At 42.0% G+C, this 18,215-nt stretch carries 11 protein-coding genes; 8 read left to right on the forward strand and 3 right to left on the reverse strand.

Annotation, left to right across the window (positions count from 1 at the left end; genetic code table 11):
* Positions 1-37 precede the first annotated feature (37 nt).
* The 4 genes from ACFSKL_RS08210 to ACFSKL_RS08225 all read left to right on the forward strand — a co-directional run bounded on the left by ACFSKL_RS08210 (position 38) and on the right by ACFSKL_RS08225 (position 6,315).
* On the forward strand, positions 38-2,350 hold the full coding sequence (locus ACFSKL_RS08210) for a heparinase II/III domain-containing protein (RefSeq protein ID WP_376885213.1): 2,313 nt from the start codon (positions 38-40) through the stop codon (positions 2,348-2,350).
* 201 nt (positions 2,351-2,551) lie between these two features.
* Positions 2,552-3,787 carry a glycoside hydrolase family 88 protein gene (locus ACFSKL_RS08215; protein ID WP_376885214.1) on the forward strand — a complete coding sequence of 412 codons (1,236 nt, stop codon included), beginning with the start codon at positions 2,552-2,554 and terminating at the stop codon, positions 3,785-3,787.
* Positions 3,788-3,853: 66 nt separating this feature from the next.
* Positions 3,854-5,281: a glycosyl hydrolase family 28 protein gene (locus ACFSKL_RS08220; RefSeq protein WP_376885215.1), complete on the forward strand. Its 1,428-nt coding sequence runs from the start codon at positions 3,854-3,856 to the stop codon at positions 5,279-5,281.
* 5 nt (positions 5,282-5,286) lie between these two features.
* Positions 5,287-6,315 carry a family 43 glycosylhydrolase gene (locus ACFSKL_RS08225; protein WP_376885217.1) on the forward strand — a complete coding sequence of 343 codons (1,029 nt, stop codon included), beginning with the start codon at positions 5,287-5,289 and terminating at the stop codon, positions 6,313-6,315.
* Positions 6,316-6,564: 249 nt separating this feature from the next.
* Here the strand turns inward: ACFSKL_RS08225 and ACFSKL_RS08230 are convergent, their stop codons facing one another.
* The 3 genes from ACFSKL_RS08230 to ACFSKL_RS08240 all read right to left on the reverse strand — a co-directional run bounded on the left by ACFSKL_RS08230 (position 6,565) and on the right by ACFSKL_RS08240 (position 8,421).
* Positions 6,565-6,756 carry a hypothetical protein gene (locus ACFSKL_RS08230; protein WP_376885219.1) on the reverse strand — a complete coding sequence of 64 codons (192 nt, stop codon included), beginning with the start codon at positions 6,754-6,756 and terminating at the stop codon, positions 6,565-6,567.
* A gap of 22 nt (positions 6,757-6,778) precedes the next feature.
* Positions 6,779-7,993, reverse strand: a complete 1,215-nt coding sequence (locus ACFSKL_RS08235; protein ID WP_376885220.1) for a 6-bladed beta-propeller — start codon at positions 7,991-7,993, stop codon at positions 6,779-6,781.
* Positions 7,994-8,055: 62 nt separating this feature from the next.
* Positions 8,056-8,421: a 6-bladed beta-propeller gene (locus ACFSKL_RS08240; RefSeq protein ID WP_376885222.1), complete on the reverse strand. Its 366-nt coding sequence runs from the start codon at positions 8,419-8,421 to the stop codon at positions 8,056-8,058.
* A 556-nt stretch (positions 8,422-8,977) separates the two neighbouring features.
* Between ACFSKL_RS08240 and ACFSKL_RS08245 the strand changes: the two genes are divergently transcribed.
* From ACFSKL_RS08245 to ACFSKL_RS08260, 4 genes are all read left to right on the forward strand, one after another.
* Complete coding sequence (locus ACFSKL_RS08245) at positions 8,978-10,471, forward strand: pectate lyase (protein WP_376885224.1); 1,494 nt, start codon at positions 8,978-8,980, stop codon at positions 10,469-10,471.
* Position 10,472: 1 nt separating this feature from the next.
* Complete coding sequence (locus ACFSKL_RS08250; RefSeq protein ID WP_376885226.1) at positions 10,473-11,561, forward strand: pectinesterase family protein; 1,089 nt, start codon at positions 10,473-10,475, stop codon at positions 11,559-11,561.
* 186 nt (positions 11,562-11,747) lie between these two features.
* Positions 11,748-14,234 carry a glycoside hydrolase family 95 protein gene (locus tag ACFSKL_RS08255; protein ID WP_376885227.1) on the forward strand — a complete coding sequence of 829 codons (2,487 nt, stop codon included), beginning with the start codon at positions 11,748-11,750 and terminating at the stop codon, positions 14,232-14,234.
* 413 nt (positions 14,235-14,647) lie between these two features.
* Positions 14,648-18,205 (forward strand): SusC/RagA family TonB-linked outer membrane protein, encoded by a 3,558-nt coding sequence (locus tag ACFSKL_RS08260; RefSeq protein WP_376885229.1) that lies wholly within the window; start codon positions 14,648-14,650, stop codon positions 18,203-18,205.
* Positions 18,206-18,215 lie beyond the last annotated feature (10 nt).

An 18,215-nucleotide genomic window follows, 5' to 3' on the forward strand; every position in this document is an offset into this window, starting at 1 on the left:
CCGTGAAAAATAGTTCTATATAAATTGATTGCTAAGAATGAAAAGCATTGGAAAAGGAATTCTTTTACTTTGGATCGCATTGGTATACAGTTTTGCTGCTGTGGCACAGCAAAGGCAATACCTTTTGCATTCGGATCAGAACATCGCCCGTCTCAAAAGACAGGTCGAACAGGATCGGCAGGTAGCAGAATCCTGGAAAGTGAAATTGGGCCAGGCAGAAAGACTGATGGAAAAGGATCGCTGGTCTGCTCCGGATTGTCAACTATTGTCTTTGGTCTATAGGATGACTGGTGATAAGCGTTTTGCGGAGGCTATCCGAAAAACCCTGTTGGATTATGCCGGACGGGAAACCTGGGAAGGGCATGATCTCCTGAATAGAACCCCACCATGGAAGGGTGGTTTGGAAACCGCCCACACCTGTTTTTACATGGCCTTGGGATATGATGCAGCATATGATTACCTGTCCAAATCTGATAGGCATATCATTGCAGAAGGTATAGTCCGTGTGGGAATCGAACCCCTGATGGGAGACTGGCTAGATCCACAGACCAGCTTCCATACCCTTGATACCATGGGGCACAACTGGTGGAGCGCATGTGTGTATATGGCAGGGTATGCAGCCATGGCAGTACGAGACGAAATCCCGCAGGCCAAAAATTGGGTAAGACAGATATCTGAGACAGCACCGGAATGGGTCAATTATTCCGGGAGTGTCCTGCAAAATAAAATCCCCCATTTTGATCAGGAAGGTGGATTCTACGAAAGTATCAATTATGCAGCTTTTGGAGTGTCCCAGTATTTGTTTTTTCGCTATTCCATCACACATGTGATGCCGGAGATCAAACAGCCCGAGCTCCCTGTTTTGGAAAAAATGGCTGACTTTTTCATTTATACCACCTACTACGTCAACGAGGGAAAACCCCTGTCGGTCAATTTCGGGGATAGCAGAATTGACAAAAATGGGAATGCCTGTGTAGTGCTGTTGTACAATATGGGATATCAGAAGGAACGCTATGCATGGTACCTCAAGCATTCCAGTACTGGTGCTGATAGGGAAGGGCTTCAGTTGGACTCACCCAATGGGCTGATACTTTACCCGGAGTTGCCGGAGCTGAAAAATGATTACACGCCGGACCTGCCGTTTTCGAAGTTATATCCGGATATGAATTGGGCGACACTCAGGAATTCATGGGAAAAGGATGCCACAATGCTGGCCGTAAAATCCGGTTTTAGCTGGAATCATTCCCATGCTGATGCAGGCTCTTTTATCCTTTTTCATAAGGGCAAAAACCTGATTATCGATTCTGAAAATTCTTCCTATGCAAATCCCCTGTACACGGAATATTACTGCCAAAGTGAAGCACATAATGTTATCCTCTTCAATGGAGAAGGACAGGATAGGAAAGATCCCTATTTCGGGACAGTAAACCATGGATCTCTACGCCACCTAATCGAAGGGAAAGATTACAAATATATCCTGTCCGATGCCACCGGACCTTATGCGCATATATTGAGGAGGAATTACAGAAGCTTTCTCTGGGTAGGGGATGTGATCTTGGTGATTGATGATCTCCTAGCCCACAAGGCAGGTGGTTTTGAATGGTTGCTACATTATAATGGCGAGTCCGAAAGAAGGGGGCTGGATCTTTCCATAAAAGAGGGAGATGCAGAGGTGTTGGTACATCCTTTATTTCCAGAGACATTCCCCAATGGTGGTCTACCCCATGATTTTCCGGAACAAATGAGACTGAAGGAGAAACAAGGCTATAAAGGCCATCATCCTGAAAAGCCGGAGCCTTACTGGTCTATCAGCCATTTTGAAGAAAAGTCCAGGGCTAAATTTATCAACGCCATTTTGCTGAAAGGAGATGAGAGGGAATTGCCTAAGGTCGAGCGCTTTGAAGGGAAAGACTTTTTGGGAGTAAGAATCATCCAAGAAGGAAAAGTAACAGAAGCATATTTTAATCTGCTTGCCGATGGGAGGTTGAAACACCGGAACAGTACCAATGTGATGAATGGTTGGGAAACAGATGCTTACCTATTGGCTTTGACTTTTGAAAAAGGTGATAACAGGAGCAAAGTAGAAAATGTCGAAAGCATATTTATAGGGCATGGAAGCATTCTTAGAAGGAACGAAAAAACATTGATCCATTCCTTGTCCAAATTTTATGGAGAACTGAATGTTGCCTCCACTTTATCACTTTGGATGGACGGCCAGAAAGCGGCTAAAGTCAGCCTAGGTGTTTTGGGGAATACCAATCTCCTTCAGTTAAATGGAAACGAAGTGTCACTTGAAAAGGATAAAAGTACAGGACTGTCTTTTTTTCGGTTTGAAAATAAGCTGAAATAGAGCCTTCCTACCGGACAGACATGACTGTCACACTAAGGCATGATTATCATCTGATCCGCCACGACGGACACATGTCAGAAGACCGGAGACCGAAGCAAATGTCATAGACCTGCCAGGTTTGTTTAACGAGTATATACAAACCTGGCAGGTCTGCAGATAAATTATATACAGATAAATAAAGAACCAATTAAACTAAAATCAATGATACAACTTAGAAGAGGGATGTTTGCGGGAGGCTTGCTGTTTATCTTGGCCGCTTGCGGCATTCAACAGGGAAAAGATGTAAATTCCCCAGATGTATTTGATATTGAAGCCCAGTTGGATTACTGTCTGGCTCAAGCTACCAAAACACTGGAACTGATCCCGGAGGATTCGATATTTCCCCGCACCATCAATCAGGGAGAAAAGGACTGGAAATTTGTCTCGGTGGAGGATTGGACCAGTGGCTTTTGGCCTGGAATCTTATGGTATCTCTATGAATATGACCAAACAGATGAATGGAAAAATACCACTGAAAAGTATACGGGTTTTTTAACTCCACTTTCCCAGCGTCCGCCTATGGACCATGATATTGGATTCCAAATATTCTGCAGTTTTGGGAATGGTTACCGCTTGACAGGGGATTTGGAATACAAACAGGTGATCCATGATGCTGCAAAACAACTGACTACTTTGTATAATCCAAATGTAGGGACCATATTGAGTTGGCCTAGAGAAGTACCCAATATGGAATGGCCGCAGCACAATACCATCATGGACAATATGATGAACCTGGAGCTGTTGTTTTGGAGCTCCAAAAATGGAGGGGACAGCAGCTATTATGATATTGCAGTAGAACATGCCGAAACCACCATGGAAAACCACTTTAGGGAGGACCATACTTCCTATCATGTGGTAGTATATGACAGGGAATCGGGAGAAAAGATCAAAGGTGTGACCCACCAGGGCTATGCGGATTCCACCATGTGGGCGCGTGGGCAAGCTTGGGCAATTTATGGCTACACACTCGTCTATCGGGAAACGAAAGATAGAAAGTTTTTGGATTTTGCCCAGAAAGTCACCGATGTCTATTTGGATCGGCTGCCTGAAGACCTGATCCCTTACTGGGATTTTTCTTCTCCCGGAATTCCGGATGTTCCTAAGGACGCTTCAGCGGCTGCGATTACTGCTTCAGCCTTGTTGGAACTGGCGGGTTATGTAGGTCAAGAAAAAGGGGAGAAGTATAGGGCATTGGCAGAAAAGATGCTGGTAGAACTCTCTTCCGGGCGCTATCAAAGTGGCGATGCCAATTCGGCTTTTTTACTCCATTCTACAGGACACTACCCGGCAGGATCAGAGATCGATGCTTCCATCAATTATGCTGACTACTACTATGTAGAGGGATTGATCCGGTTGAAAAAACTCAAAGAAGGTAAATTGGTATTGGACAAATTGTAAATTGGCAGCCAAGTAATTTATCGATAGTACTAAAGTTTAATTTGTTTTGTTTAAATAATGATATCTATGAATATTGGTAGGATTTTATGTATTGCAATAGTTCTTTTGATTGGGCTTTCGATCAACGGCATATTTGCCCAGGATATAAAGGATAGCCTGGTTGTCTATGAGGTACCGAAGGCACTTTTTTATTCCATGCACAACGATGATTTTACCGTACAGGTCAGAAATCCAGGGGGGAGATGGGAGTCCCTTTATGAGTATAATGTAAAGGTGGATATGGACACAGAGTCCAATGCTTCTATGGTCTACTTTGACTTTTCGGGAACTGTGGAACTGAAGATCCGGAAAAACAATGGAAACGTAGGGAAAGTGGCAGTCCGGCCATTGTCTTATGGGATCACTCCTGAGGTGAATGAAAACATGATTTACCTCACCCTTGACAGGCCCAGGAATATTTCCATTGAGGTGGATGGCGACAGATTACATAACCTACATCTGTTTGCCCAGCCCATTGAGGAAAGCCGTCCGGATCCCAATGACCCCAATGTCATATATTTTGGACCGGGTGTACATGAGGCACCGGATAAGCCGGGGAATGTATTCCAGATCAAAAGTGGGCAGACCGTGTATATCCACGGTAGTGCTGCCATCAAAGGGAAATTGCTTTGCGATAAGGTAAAAGATGTGCGGATTATCGGAAGAGGCATGATTTTGCAGTCGGAGCGGGGGGTGGAGATTCGGCATTCGGAAAATGTGGAGATTGATGGGGTCCATATTGTGAATCCCAAGCATTATTCTGTTTTTGGAGGAGAATCGAAGGGGTTAAAGATCAGGAATATCACCTCCTTCAGTTGTGGTCCTTGGACGGATGGAATAGACTTGATGAGTTGCTCCGATGTTGAGATTGATGGTGTCTTTATGCGCAATTCAGATGACTGTATTGCCATCTATGCGCATCGCTGGGATTTCTATGGCGATGCCAAAAACTATAAGATCACCAATTCCACGCTATGGGCGGATGTTGCGCACCCGACCAATATTGGGGCGCACGGCAATACGGAGCATGAAGGGGATACAATTGAAAATATTATCTTCTCAAATATTGACATATTGGAGCATGATGAAGATGATCCATGTTGCAAGGGAGCCATGGCCATCATTGCAGCGGACAACAATCTGGTTCGAAATGTGACTTATGAGAACATCAGGATAGAAGACATACAGGAGGGACGTTTATTTGATTTGCGTGTGCTGAATGACCCAAAATACAATACCAAATCAGGAAGATCAATTGAAAATATCCATTTCAAGAATATTACTTATAATGGCTTAGACATACTCCCCTCCCAGATCATTGGGTTTGATGAAGACCGGAATGTCAATGGTGTGACATTCGACAATGTGAGAATCAATGGCGAAAAGATAACCAATGCCGAGCAAGGTGATATCATCATCGGAGAATATGTAAAGAATATAAAATTCAAAAAGTAAATAGTATGCTACAAAATATGAATGCATCAAAAATCCTAACCGTGATCAGCGCATGTGCGCTTCTGACAGGAATATCAAGTTGTGAAAAGAAACATACATCAGAGGCAGAAGCTTCTGGAGAATCCAAGGTCACTGCTGAGCTGGTCAACCACCCCATCTCAGACATATCCTGTGCGGATCCTTCATTTGTAAAACATGAGGGTAAATATTATATCTATGCCACGGTGGATCCATGGGGAGGGGAAGAGCTCGTGGTACTGGAATCGAATGATTTTAAAAACTGGGAGCGAAAGCATATCAATTGGCCCAATTTGGAAGACTGTACCAGTCCCACATCAGGGAAAGATAAAGTGTGGGCACCAGGTGTGATCAAGGGTAAAGACGGGAAATTTTATATGTATGTCACCGTGCACAACGAACTGTGGGCAGGTGTGGCTGAGCATCCACTGGGTCCTTGGGAAAATGCTAAACAGGATGGTACCCCATTGGTCAGGGGCGATATGTTTCCTGAATATCACATGATAGATGGGGATGCATTCATTGATGAGGATGGCCGGATCTATTTGTATTGGGGTTCAGGGCTGGATTGGGTAAACGGGCATTGCTTCGTTGTAGAGTTGGAAGACGATATGGTGTCTTTCAATGAGGATGAAATAAAAGACATTACCCCACCTAACTATTTCGAGGCTCCCTATATGATCAAGAGAAGCGGGAAGTATTACCTGATGTATTCCAATGGGAAATGTACCAATGCAACTTATGAAGTCAGGTATTCTGTGGGAGATACTCCATACGGACCCTGGACTGAAGGTGCAGAAAGTCCAATCCTTACAAGCACGCAGGATTCTACCACATTGGGACCTGGACATCATACGGTGTTTTCGGAGAATGGCCAGGATTATATATTGTACCACAGAATTAGGGATAACACCGGTCCATTGTTGAGGGAATTGGTAATTGATAGTTTGAATTTTGATACATCGGGAAATATTAAAAAGGTAATCCCGCAGGGAGTTTATAACTTCACTCGGTAAATAGTCCTATCATTATTAAGAGTATGGAATATACCGGGATTTTGGAAAAATAAGCAGTATTGCTCCGGTTTCATGTTGATTTTTTTGAGTAAAAAAAGGAATTGTTTTTATAACCAGGGTTCTTCCGAGAGTTGCATCAATAACTCTCGGAAGTTTTTTTGCGAAAATTTGTCAAATATTTTGAATGCAACATGCATGCGTGTTCTTTTAGCGCTTGAAACCCCAGTTTTGTCTGCGATTCTTACCCAATTATTCAGAAATCTTTTCCCAAGAGATATTTATGTTTGAAAGGTCTTCAGGTATTATGATGGTGATGAAATCTGAATCCAACTCCTCTGACGAAATATTTTCTTTGCAGGAAATCGAAAAAATGAATATCACCAGAATAGGAAGAGATTTGATTGTCATCAGAGGGTTTCTATTAGGAAAAGTTGGTTTCATAATCTCATTTGGTTGAGCTATTTTAGTTTGGGGAATCAAGAACCACCTCTATCAAATAGTATGATTCCAAATCTTCTTCTTTAGATAAATATTGATCAAAAGGACTGTCCCCTTCCACAAAAAGCTTTAGAATATACCCTTCCAAAACACTTACATAACGGTTTTCGGCTGCATCGACTGTATGAAAAAAAGGAAGTATCAAATTGTACTTTTTTGATTCTTTCAAAAATCTTCCATTTCCAATGATTTCACCTGCTTCTTTGTCATAAAGCGTTGAGAACTGTTCATATTCAGTATCAAATGAAGTGAAGATTACAAAATCCATGGTTTCAAACCAAGGTCCTCTAAACCCATTGTATCCTTTGAACACTGACTTCCGGGCATCATAATCAGAGGAACTGGATTTGAATACCGGGAGATGCTCTTTGATTACTTTTTCTTCAAAATTTTCAGGAAGGGGATTGGGGAAATAATCCAGATGGTATTTTTTTTCGAAATCTCCGGATTTCGATACATTATATACATAGGGGTCAAAATCCTGAAAGAACCTGACTTCTTCATTGTTGATTTTCAAAAATGGATTTATGGGAGAGGAAATTAGTGTTCCCCTGAATTCCTTATCAAAATGGAATGTAGTCTCTTTTAGAATAAAATTTTCATCTAACCTAGCTACCTTATAAGAATTGTTGTTGAATTGAGGGTTCAAATCACTATAGCCATCATATCCGATATACAATCCATCGAATTTGTAAATAGAGTTAAAGAAAAGATGATTTTCGCATTTGATAGCCTTTATGGGATTATAGTCACTGTCCAATTGTAATATCTTCCTTAATCTGAAGTCATAGAGCTCAAGCAAACCATCTTCATTGATCCAACAATCATTGATGTTAAGGACTTCTTTTGGACCGTCACCAGTGGCGAAAATATTTTTGACCAACTGCCCACCCTTATCAAATACCTTGATGCATTTACAGGAATATCTGTCAAAAACAATATAATGATTCCCACTTAACAGTACCTTCCAAGCTTCGGTCATATAATTGCCATCTTCTTCCAACCGAACTATGCTGATCTTGCTGATTAAATCCGAAACGTCTACGGTATCCTTGATAGCAGAAGCATCGATTTGAATTCGTTTGATGTCTTTATCCAGTTCAGGGACCTTTCTGTCAGATACGTTACATGAACTTATTAATAAAGTTAATGTCAAGCCTGCTATTATTTCTGTTTTCATTAATTGTTTTATTAAATAGGTTTCTATTTTTTTTCTAATCCAAATCAAGCTTTAGGTCATCCTTAAGTGTGTAGATAAATAAAATTGGGTTGGAATCCTTTTTCAGCTTTAATCGAATTGATCAGTCTCCCAGTGTTGTTATAAAAATGAATTGCTTCCGAAAGCTTTTTGTCTAAGATGATGATTCTTTCATCAGTAATCAGCACATCATTCACCTCAGCTACCAATACTTCCGAGTCATTGTCCAGTTCAATAATTCTCAAGTCCTCGAAAAGATCTGAATAATTCAGGGTAATCTCCTGACCCAAATCGACGAATATAATGGTGTCTTCTGAATGGTTCTCGCAAGAGAGAAGAAGTAAAAATGCAAAATACAGGGAAATAGACCTTAAGGTTTTTTTGGGGGAGAGCTTGCTTGTTTTTGGCATGGTTGGGAAGTAAGAAAACTTAATGCTTATGGTTATCAATAAAAATCTTAAATCAATTTCAAATATAAAACATAGGAAATCATCCTGTTGTGTCCTGTGTTTTAATGCCTCGCTCTGGGGGGAAATCCCTCATCTTTAGACTAAGATTTTAGTGTTTTTTTCTTTGTGAACTTGGTGTTTTACCTTGTGATCATTGTGGTAAAAATCATAACATAGGAGATCACAAAGTTTTTCACAAAGAACACTAAGTCTCGGATGCACTTTAGTCACCTTTAGACGAATTGAAGATGTAAGGGTATAAGCAGGAGCAAGTGTCCAGACGCCCGAATCATCCATCAAAAAGCTAAAACTCTTTGCATGATCATCTTTTGGTTTTTCTGCCTTATTTGAAATGTTCTGGGTGAATGAGTTGGTGCAGGATACCTCCATTCTGTCTTAAATACTTCCATCTAATTGGGGTCATATGGTGATTTGCAAACGTCTAACTTTTAGAAGCTGTTTTATTAAAACTTTAATTCTAATATAATCGAAATAACCAAACCCAAAATAAACGACCATGAAAACCTACAACCGATCCAAATGGCAACTAATCATGTTTAGCCTTGTTTGTTCTTTTGCCTTTACAATCTATGGCTGCGATCAGTCTGTTGCTGACCCAGACATCAAAGATGAGGAAGAAGAACCATACGATGGTCCATTCGACGCATTTCCGGGAGCAGAAGGCTTTGCAAGGGAAATCACCGGTGGAAGGGGAGGTAAAGTATACAAAGTGACCAAACTTTCGGATGATGGTACAGAAGGGACTTTGCGTCATGCTGTGGAGAGTTCAGGCAAACGCTACGTGGTATTTGCCGTGTCTGGGAATATTGAATTGACTAAAAATCTCCATATCCGCAATGGAGACATCACCATAGCAGGGCAGACTGCTCCAGGTGGGGGGATTACACTCAAAAACTATTCAATGTTGCTCAGTTCAGATAATATCATCATCAGGTTTTTGAGGTTCAGGATGGGAGATACGGGAGCACAAGAAGCGGATGCCATAGAAGGTAGGTATGTCAAAAACATTATGATAGACCACTGTTCCATGAGTTGGTCTACAGATGAGACAGCCACATTTTATGCCAATGAGACATTTACCATGCAGTGGTGTATCATTTCCGAAAGTCTGAGAAACTCTGTACATGAAAAAGGTGCCCACGGCTATGCGGGGAACTGGGGTGGGAAATTCGCCACTTTTCATCATAATCTGATAGCGCACCATGATAGCAGAAATCCTAGGCTTGGGGAAGGGTCGGGATCTGCATTTGCCTTGGAGAGTCTTACAGACTTGCGGAACAATGTAATCTATAACTGGGGAAACAACAGTGCCTATGGTGGGGAAGCGATGAATGTCAATATTGTCAACTGCTACTACAAACCAGGACCTGCCAGCCCTTCTGGAAGCAAAAGAAACAGGATCATGTCCATTGATAAAAACAGAAATGAAGGTACAGACATTTACGATATCTGGGGAAAATTCTATATCAACGGCAATGTAGTGGAAGGTAGTTCCCAGACTTCCCAAGATAACTGGACTTATGGTGTGTACAATCAATTCCACGGTAGCTATGGGGTGGTGTCGGAAGAAGACAAGCTGGCAATGCGTGTCAACGAAGCCCATGATATCGAAGACAATACCACTACTCACAGTGCCCAAGAAGCTTATGAAAAGGTATTGGAGTATGCTGGAGCTTCATTAAGCCGGGATGCTGTCGATGAAAGGGTGGTCAATGAAGCCAAAAACGGAACCTTCTCTGCACATGGATCCAGGGGCAGTACCAATGGTATAATCGACAGTCAGGAGGATGTTGGAGGATGGCCGGAATTGGAGTATTCGCCTACACTCTTGGACAGTGATGGAGATGGAATGCCAGATGACTGGGAGCTGGCCAATGGGCTAGACCCCCACAAATATGACCCAAATGGTAAAGACTTGAATAGATTCTATGACAACATTGAAGTTTATATCAATAGCCTGGTCCAAGGTATTGTCGATAATCAAAACTGATATGCAAAGTAAGAAATCAGGTAAATTGATTGCATTATCCGCAGGATTATTGTTGGCTTGGTTGAGTGTGTCCTGTACCAATGAAAATAAACTGCCACCGAAGCCTATAGATGAAGGGAAAGAAAATGAAATCACCTTCAAATATACAGTTGACCCAACTGGTAATGCGGATTATTCAAAGGTCCAAGATGCCATTGATGCTGTTAGGGATGGATTGGAGGAGCATACTTATATATTCATCAAGAATGGAATCTATAAAGAGGAAATAATTGTCCCCAAGAACAAAAATTATTTGGTCTTAGTAGGTGAAAGTTTAGATGGGGTCATATTGACCTATGATAAGGCTGCTGAAAAGATCAACCCAGATACAGGGAGTAATTACGGGACAAGTGGTTCATTTAGTACCAAGGTCGATGGGTTGGGTTTTGCAGCGGTCAATATTACTTTTGAAAACAACGCAGGAAGGGATTTTGGCCCTGCCTTGGCTATCTATATTGGTGCTGACAAGGCTATATTTCTTAATTGCCGTTTCTTGGGGAGACAGGATACATTTTTTGGAGGACGGAGCAGGATCTATGTGAAAGAGAGCTATATAGAAGGGACTGTGGATTTTATATTGGGTCCAGCAACTGCTGTATTTGAAGATTGTAATATCCATTCTTACGGAGGGACTTCCATTACGGCTGCTTCCACAGAATATTATGTAGACTATGGATTTGTTTTTCACAATTGTAAACTCACTGCAGAACCGGGTGTACGCACAGATTTGGGAAGGCCATGGAGGCCTTATGCCGCAGTGGCTTATTTAGGTTGCACGATGGGTGGCTTTATCAAACCTGCCGGCTGGAATAATTGGGGAAAAGTGGAGAATGAAGAAACGGCTCGGTTTGTAGAATACCAAAATAACGGTGAAGGATCAGAAACCGATGGCAGGGTAAGTTGGTGTAAAATTCTGACCAACAAAGGTGAAGCGGATAAATTTGAGCCACTGGAGATTTTTAAGAAGAATTATGCGGAAATTCCAATTGAAGATAATTGGAATCCCTACAAAGTGGTAGATAAAATAAATACTCTTGTAAGTAAAAAGTGAGATCTGAAATAAATGGCGAATACGCAGGTAAATCGCTTTTAACACTTTCATAGCGAGGAATTTTCGAGGGTTATCTAATTTTAAGTAGGTTGGCATGTGGAGGTATGGGTCAAGATGATTAAACTCTCGAAGATTCTGGCTAAAAGCAATTTCCCTTAGAGGATACGAATTAAAATAAACTCAAAAATGAAAAATTATACCTTGTTATTGGCCTTCCTCTTTTTGGTCTGGAGTAGTTGTGATTCATCGAACAGATCATTATCCCTAAATAGCCAAGATGAACTCAAGTTATGGTATGATCAGCCAGCCAACAATTGGAACGAAGCACTTCCTTTGGGTAATGGCCGATTGGGGGTGATGGTGTTTGGGACGCCTGGACGTGAAATCCTGCAGCTCAACGAAGAGACTGTATGGGGTGGAGAGCCGGGGAACAATATTGTGCCGGAATTTAGAAGTATCCTAGGAGAAGTGAGGGGATTGGTTTTTGAAGGGAAATACAAAGAGGCTCAGGAACTGGCTAACTTAGAGATTCCACGACAAATCAAACCAGGAAGGAATTATGGGATGCCTTATCAGACCATTGGAAATTTGTACATTGATTTTCCAGGCCACGAGGAGTTCACTGATTATTACAGGGATTTGGATATAGCAAATGCTGTGGGACATGTGAACTATCAAGTAAATGGCGTTGCATTCGAAAGACAGATTTTCACCTCCTTGGTTGATGACGTCGTGATCCTAAAATTGAAGTCAAGCGAAAAGGGTAAGTTGACCTTTAATCTGGGTGCAGACTCTCCCCAAAATGTTTTCCAAGTTTCCACGGAAGGGGATAGGTTGATACTATCAGGTACAAGTGGGGATTTTGAAGGAAAAAAAGGGAAAGTTGAATACCAAACATTAGTCCAAATACTTCCTACAGGAGGGAACAAATTTGCTGATGACAGATCAATTGGGATTGAAAATGCAGATGAAGCCTTGGTTTTGATTTCCACAGGAACCAATTTTAAAAATTATCAAGATATTGCCGCGGATCCCTATCAAGCAGCAAAAACCAAATTGGAAGCTGCTTTGAAAATCCCATATCAAATGGCATTGGAGCAACACGTACAGAAATATAGATCGTTTTTCGACCGTGTATCCTTGGATTTGGGAACTACCGATGCGGTTGGGAAACCTACGGATTTGAGACTGAAAGAATTCGCACAGGCAGAAGATCCTGCATTGGTCTCTTTGTATTTTCAGTTTGGAAGATATTTGTTGATTTCCAGTTCACAGCCGGGAGGACAGCCTGCAAACCTTCAGGGGATTTGGAATGATAAGGTTTCGCCACCTTGGGACAGTAAATACACTGTGAATATCAATACCGAGATGAATTATTGGCCTGCAGAGGTTACAAACCTATCAGAGATGCATGAGCCACTATTTTCTATGTTGGAAGACTTGTCAGTATCTGGTCAGGAAAGTGCCAAACAGATGTATGGTGTGCGAGGTTGGAACATACACCACAATACAGATATTTGGAGAATCTCCGGGCCGGTTGATGGGGCATTTTATGGACTGTGGCCTATGGGTGGAAGTTGGTTGAGCCAACATCTTTGGCAGCATTACCAGTATAGTGGAGACAGGGATTTTCTTGAGAAATATTATCCGGTACTCAAAGGGGCAGCACTATTTTTAATAGACGTATTGCAACAGGAGCCTGAAAATGAGTGGATGGTAGTGGTGCCAAGTATGTCACCTGAAAACTCCCACCAAAGTGGAGTTTCCATCGCTGCCGGAACCACCATGGACAATCAATTGACATTTGATGTGCTTTCAAATTTTATCCAAGCTTCCGATGTATTGGGAAGAGACGGTGATCTTGCCAAGGAAGCCAAAGTGAAACTCCAGCAATTGCCACCGATGCAGGTTGGGGAATGGGGACAGCTTCAGGAATGGATGCACGATTGGGATAGGCCTTCGGACAGGCACCGCCATGTCTCACATTTGTATGGATTGTATCCAAGCAATCAGATTTCACCTTTTCAACACCCTGAGCTATTTGCTGCCGCGAAGACTTCTCTGCTTGCCAGGGGAGATAAATCGACGGGATGGTCTATGGGTTGGAAAGTAAATCTTTGGGCTCGACTGTTGGATGGTGAAAAAGCCCTCCAGCTTATCCATGAGCAATTGCGTCCGGCTATCACTGAAGAGGGAGAGTCTGGGGGGACATATCCGAATCTATTGGACGCACATCCACCTTTCCAGATCGACGGTAATTTTGGCTGTACATCGGGAATAGCAGAAATGCTTGTCCAGAGCCACGATGGAGCTGTACATTTGCTTCCTGCAATCCCTGAAGCATGGGGTAGAGGGAGCGTAAAAGGCCTTAGGTTGAGAGGTGGGTTTGAAATTGAATCCATGAGCTGGGAAAACGGAAAAGTTACAGGTCTAAGGATAATTTCTAGATTGGGAGGAATCCTCCGGTTGAGATCGCCCAATGAACTTCATACTAAAAATGTGGAGTTGCAACAGGCAAGTGGGGATAACCCTAACCCTTTTTACAAAATTGCAGAGATCAAAAAACCTTTGGCTTCTATAAAGGCTTCATTGCAATCTGCCAAAATTCCTGAAACCAGTTTGTACGAAATCCAAACAGTAAAAGGAAAATCCTACGGCTTCACAGTAAAATAAGAACATGGATTTTTCTATGGTGAATTTCCTAACCCCCAGTTTGCAAGCTGGGGGTTTTTTGATGTCATGGGAATTGAAAAACTCGGTATAAAGTTGTCGTTTTCGGGTGGGAATATATTGTTGTTTTTCAGTTTGTGAAAAAAACAAAATATTTTGGGGTCATTTCATGTATCTATACCGTCATTATATTGAAAATGATAATAGGGCAGAATAATTTTCATAGACATGGCTTTGTTCATGTCGGATTTATCCAAAATTTCCCCAGTGAAATTGACAACCAAAACTAACTGTAAATATGGAAAAGGAAAACACTTCTTAGTAGGTAAAAATTATGCGCTTCAGTATAGGGGCTTAAAGTTCAGGCTTTGGATTCTATGCTTTTCAAATTAACATCAACCCAACCAACCTAAATTATGAAGCAAATTATACCCAAAAGAATTCGTCTTTGTACCAAGTTTATCATGATCATAGTCATGATGGCAGGCAGTTGGTCGACGGAAACTTTGGCATATCCCAACACTTTCCAAAAAGAGAGCCTGAAGGACATAAAAGTGTCAATCGTAGCCCAAAAGTGGGAATTGACCAAAGTTTTTAAATCTCTTGAGTCTCAATCAAGTTTAAAATTCAGTTATAACGAAACTTTTCAAAGGATTGAGAAAAACAAAGTAACGCTTGACCTTCCGAATACCAGTATGGAAGAAGTACTCATGAAAATAACAGAGCAGTCCAACTTGAAATTTTTACGGATCAATAACAATATCCATGTCGCCATAAATGATTCTGAAGGCCAAGCGGTCAAAGAACTCGACGAAAGTGATGCCATGGCTGAGATCACCGGGGTGGTTTTTGATGAAGATGGTGTAACATTACCCGGGGTGACAGTTCGTATAAAAGGGACTACCAGGGGTACTGTCACGGATGTAGATGGAAGTTTTAATATTTTGGCAGATGAAGGGGAGGTGTTGATTTTTAGCTATGTAGGATTTCTTGCCCAAGAAGTCACCATCGTCAATCAAACAGATTTTAGGATCAGATTGGAGGAGGACAAATCTGCATTGGACGAAGTCGTGGTAATCGGATATGGTACGGTAAGAAGGGAAGACCTTACAGGATCTGTATCTTCGATCAATATGGAAGAGCTGAAAGATCTCCCTGTCACCTCTCCACTACAAGCCATTCAGGGTAGAATGGCAGGTGTCCATATTACCGTTACGGAAGGTTCACCGGATGCAGATATCAAGATCAGGGTTCGGGGTGGAGGCTCCATTACCCAAGACAATTCCCCTCTGTATGTTGTCGATGGCTTTGTGGTCAACAGTATCAATGACATACCCCCTCAAGATATCAAATCCATCGATGTATTGAAAGATGCCGCTTCCACAGCGATATATGGTTCCCAAGGAGCCAATGGTGTGGTCTTGATCACGACCAAGAGTGGCAAGCCTGGGAAACCGGAAGTCTCTTTCAATACTTACACAAGTATGAAAAGAGTATATGGTCTCACAGATGTGTTATCTCCCTATGAATTTGTTTATCTCCAAAAAGAACTGGATGCTGGTGCTTCCATAAATACAAGTTTTTATGGCATGTATGGCCTTTGGGAAGATGTTGATATCTACCGGTCCAGGGAAGGCATAGATTGGCAAAATGATCTATTCGGAAATACTGGGGTACACCAAAACTACAATGTTTCGGTCTCCGGTGGAGGGGAATCAGTCCGTTATTTGATAAATTATACCCGGGATGATGAAAAATTTATCATGCTGAATTCTGCCTACAAGCGTGACAACATCAGTTTAAAACTCAACAAACAGATCAGTGACAAGATCAGCATTGATTTTTTCTCCAGGATGACCAATATGGTCATCACAGGACCCAGCGTATCAAACGGAAGAATGCTTCGTGACGGGGTGAAGTTTGCTCCGACAAGGAGTCTCACTTTTATACCCGAAGGTTCATTGGCAGGAATAGAGGATATCAGTTCGGCTGAGGCTTTGAGTTCACTAAATGATCCTATCTACAATATCACCAACGAGCATAAAGTACAGGATAGGTTCAACCACTTTTACAATGTTGGTTTGAATTGGGAGATAGCTAAAAACCTTGAATTTAGTTCAAAAGGGACTTATGGTTTTGAAAATAACCTCAATGACAATATCTGGTTAAGCAATACAGGCCAAGCCAGTGCAAACGGTGGGCAGCCAGTAGCAAGACGGGAAGATATAAAAGGCAGCAGGTGGTCGGTCCAAAACACCCTGTCCTATGATTGGAAGTCCGAGGATAAAAACCATGACCTGAAATTATTGGTCGGCCAAGAAGTATTCAATTTCCAAAACAGATCTACACTGGTGGAATCCAAATTCTTTCCGAAAGATTTTGATGCAAATGATGTTTTGGCTATGTGGAATTATGGGGTTCCTTCCCCTACATATACCAGGATCAATGAACCAACCCGTACCTCTTCGTTTTTTTCGAGGGCCAATTATATGCTGGCAGATAAATATATCCTTACTGTCACAGCAAGGGTTGATGGCAAAAACGTGTTTGCACCCAATAATCGCTGGGGATTCTTCCCGGCTGCAGCATTTGCATGGAAGCTATCCGAAGAAGGGTTTATGAAGAATGTAGGGAGTTGGCTCAGCAGTGCCAAGATGAGACTCAGCTACGGTGAAGTGGGGAATGCGCGTGTTGGATCCTATTGGAGGCAGGAATATTCTTTTGTCAATGCGGCCAACAGGTTGATCTATATCAATGGTGAGCCACAGAGTTCCTTACAGCCTTCGACTGTGTTGAGAAACGAAAACCTGACATGGGAATCTACGGTATCACAAAACATCGGGTTGGATTTTGGATTGTTCAACAACAGAACTACCGTAGTGCTTGATGTCTATAAAAACACGACAAAAGATTTGATTTTAGCTGTTAGGTTACCTTCCAACTCCGGTTATGCCACACAATTTCAGAATGTGGGAAGTACTTCAAATAGGGGATTGGAAATCTCCACTTCTACCAGTTTGATCAGTAATAACAATTTCCATTTATCGGGGAATTTCAATATTTCCTTCAACAGAAACAGGATTGAGCAGTTGGATGGTTCTGATTATCTGATTGCTTCATCTGGATGGGGCCTTGGTTTGGGATCGGATGATTTTCGGGCGGTAGTCGGTGAGCCATTGGGACAGATTTATGGCTATGTCAGTGATGGTATGTATTCATTTGATGATTTTACTTTCGATGGATCTACCAATAGATGGATCGTCAATGAAGGGGTTGCTGATATCTCATCGATCATCACGACCTCGGGCAATCACTTCGGTCCGGGACATATAAAAGTCAAGAAGCTTGGTGGAGAGGGAGATAGGATTTCACCTGACCATGACAGGACAGTGATCGGCAACACACAGCCTAAGCACACTGGTGGCTTTGGGTTTAATGGCGGTTTCAGGGGTTTTGATTTCAACATTCTGTTCAACTGGTCTTATGGGAATGATGTGTACAATGCCAATAAGATTGACTATACCACCTATGCGAATTCTAGGAGGTATAACAATATGAGCAGTATCATGAGTCTGGAGAATAGGTTTAGTACGATTGATCCAGTGACTGGAAATAATGTCATGTTTGGGAATTTTGCAGATCCGGCCAGGTTGCAGGAAATAAACCAAAATGCCTCTATATGGCATCCTATCAGCAACCGCTCTTTATTGACAGACTGGGCTATAGAGGATGGTTCATTTCTTCGCTTGGGGAATTTGACTGTAGGATATACGCTGCCTTCCCATATTTCCCAAAAAGTGTTTGTCAAAAACCTAAGGGTATATGTTGCTGGGTATAATTTGGCCCTTTGGACAAACTATTCGGGACAAGACCCCGAAGTGGACACAAGAAGATCACCATTGACCCCGGGGGTAGATTATTCGGCTTATCCCAAAGCAAGAACAGTCTTGGGGGGAATAAACATCACATTCTAAATCAGGGAAA

This window comes from Belliella marina (genome assembly GCF_042682445.1).
In the GTDB taxonomy this organism is placed as follows: Bacteria; Bacteroidota; Bacteroidia; order Cytophagales; family Cyclobacteriaceae; genus Belliella; species Belliella marina.

Coding starts and splice junctions, on each gene's coding strand:
- ACFSKL_RS08210 (WP_376885213.1), top strand. CDS start 38: ATGAAAAGCATTGGAAAAGGAATTCTTTTACTTTGGATCGCATTGGTA.
- ACFSKL_RS08215 (WP_376885214.1), top strand. CDS start 2,552: ATGATACAACTTAGAAGAGGGATGTTTGCGGGAGGCTTGCTGTTTATC.
- ACFSKL_RS08220 (WP_376885215.1), top strand. CDS start 3,854: ATGAATATTGGTAGGATTTTATGTATTGCAATAGTTCTTTTGATTGGG.
- ACFSKL_RS08225 (WP_376885217.1), top strand. CDS start 5,287: ATGCTACAAAATATGAATGCATCAAAAATCCTAACCGTGATCAGCGCA.
- ACFSKL_RS08230 (WP_376885219.1), bottom strand. CDS start 6,756: ATGAAACCAACTTTTCCTAATAGAAACCCTCTGATGACAATCAAATCT.
- ACFSKL_RS08235 (WP_376885220.1), bottom strand. CDS start 7,993: ATGAAAACAGAAATAATAGCAGGCTTGACATTAACTTTATTAATAAGT.
- ACFSKL_RS08240 (WP_376885222.1), bottom strand. CDS start 8,421: ATGCCAAAAACAAGCAAGCTCTCCCCCAAAAAAACCTTAAGGTCTATT.
- ACFSKL_RS08245 (WP_376885224.1), top strand. CDS start 8,978: ATGAAAACCTACAACCGATCCAAATGGCAACTAATCATGTTTAGCCTT.
- ACFSKL_RS08250 (WP_376885226.1), top strand. CDS start 10,473: ATGCAAAGTAAGAAATCAGGTAAATTGATTGCATTATCCGCAGGATTA.
- ACFSKL_RS08255 (WP_376885227.1), top strand. CDS start 11,748: ATGAAAAATTATACCTTGTTATTGGCCTTCCTCTTTTTGGTCTGGAGT.
- ACFSKL_RS08260 (WP_376885229.1), top strand. CDS start 14,648: ATGAAGCAAATTATACCCAAAAGAATTCGTCTTTGTACCAAGTTTATC.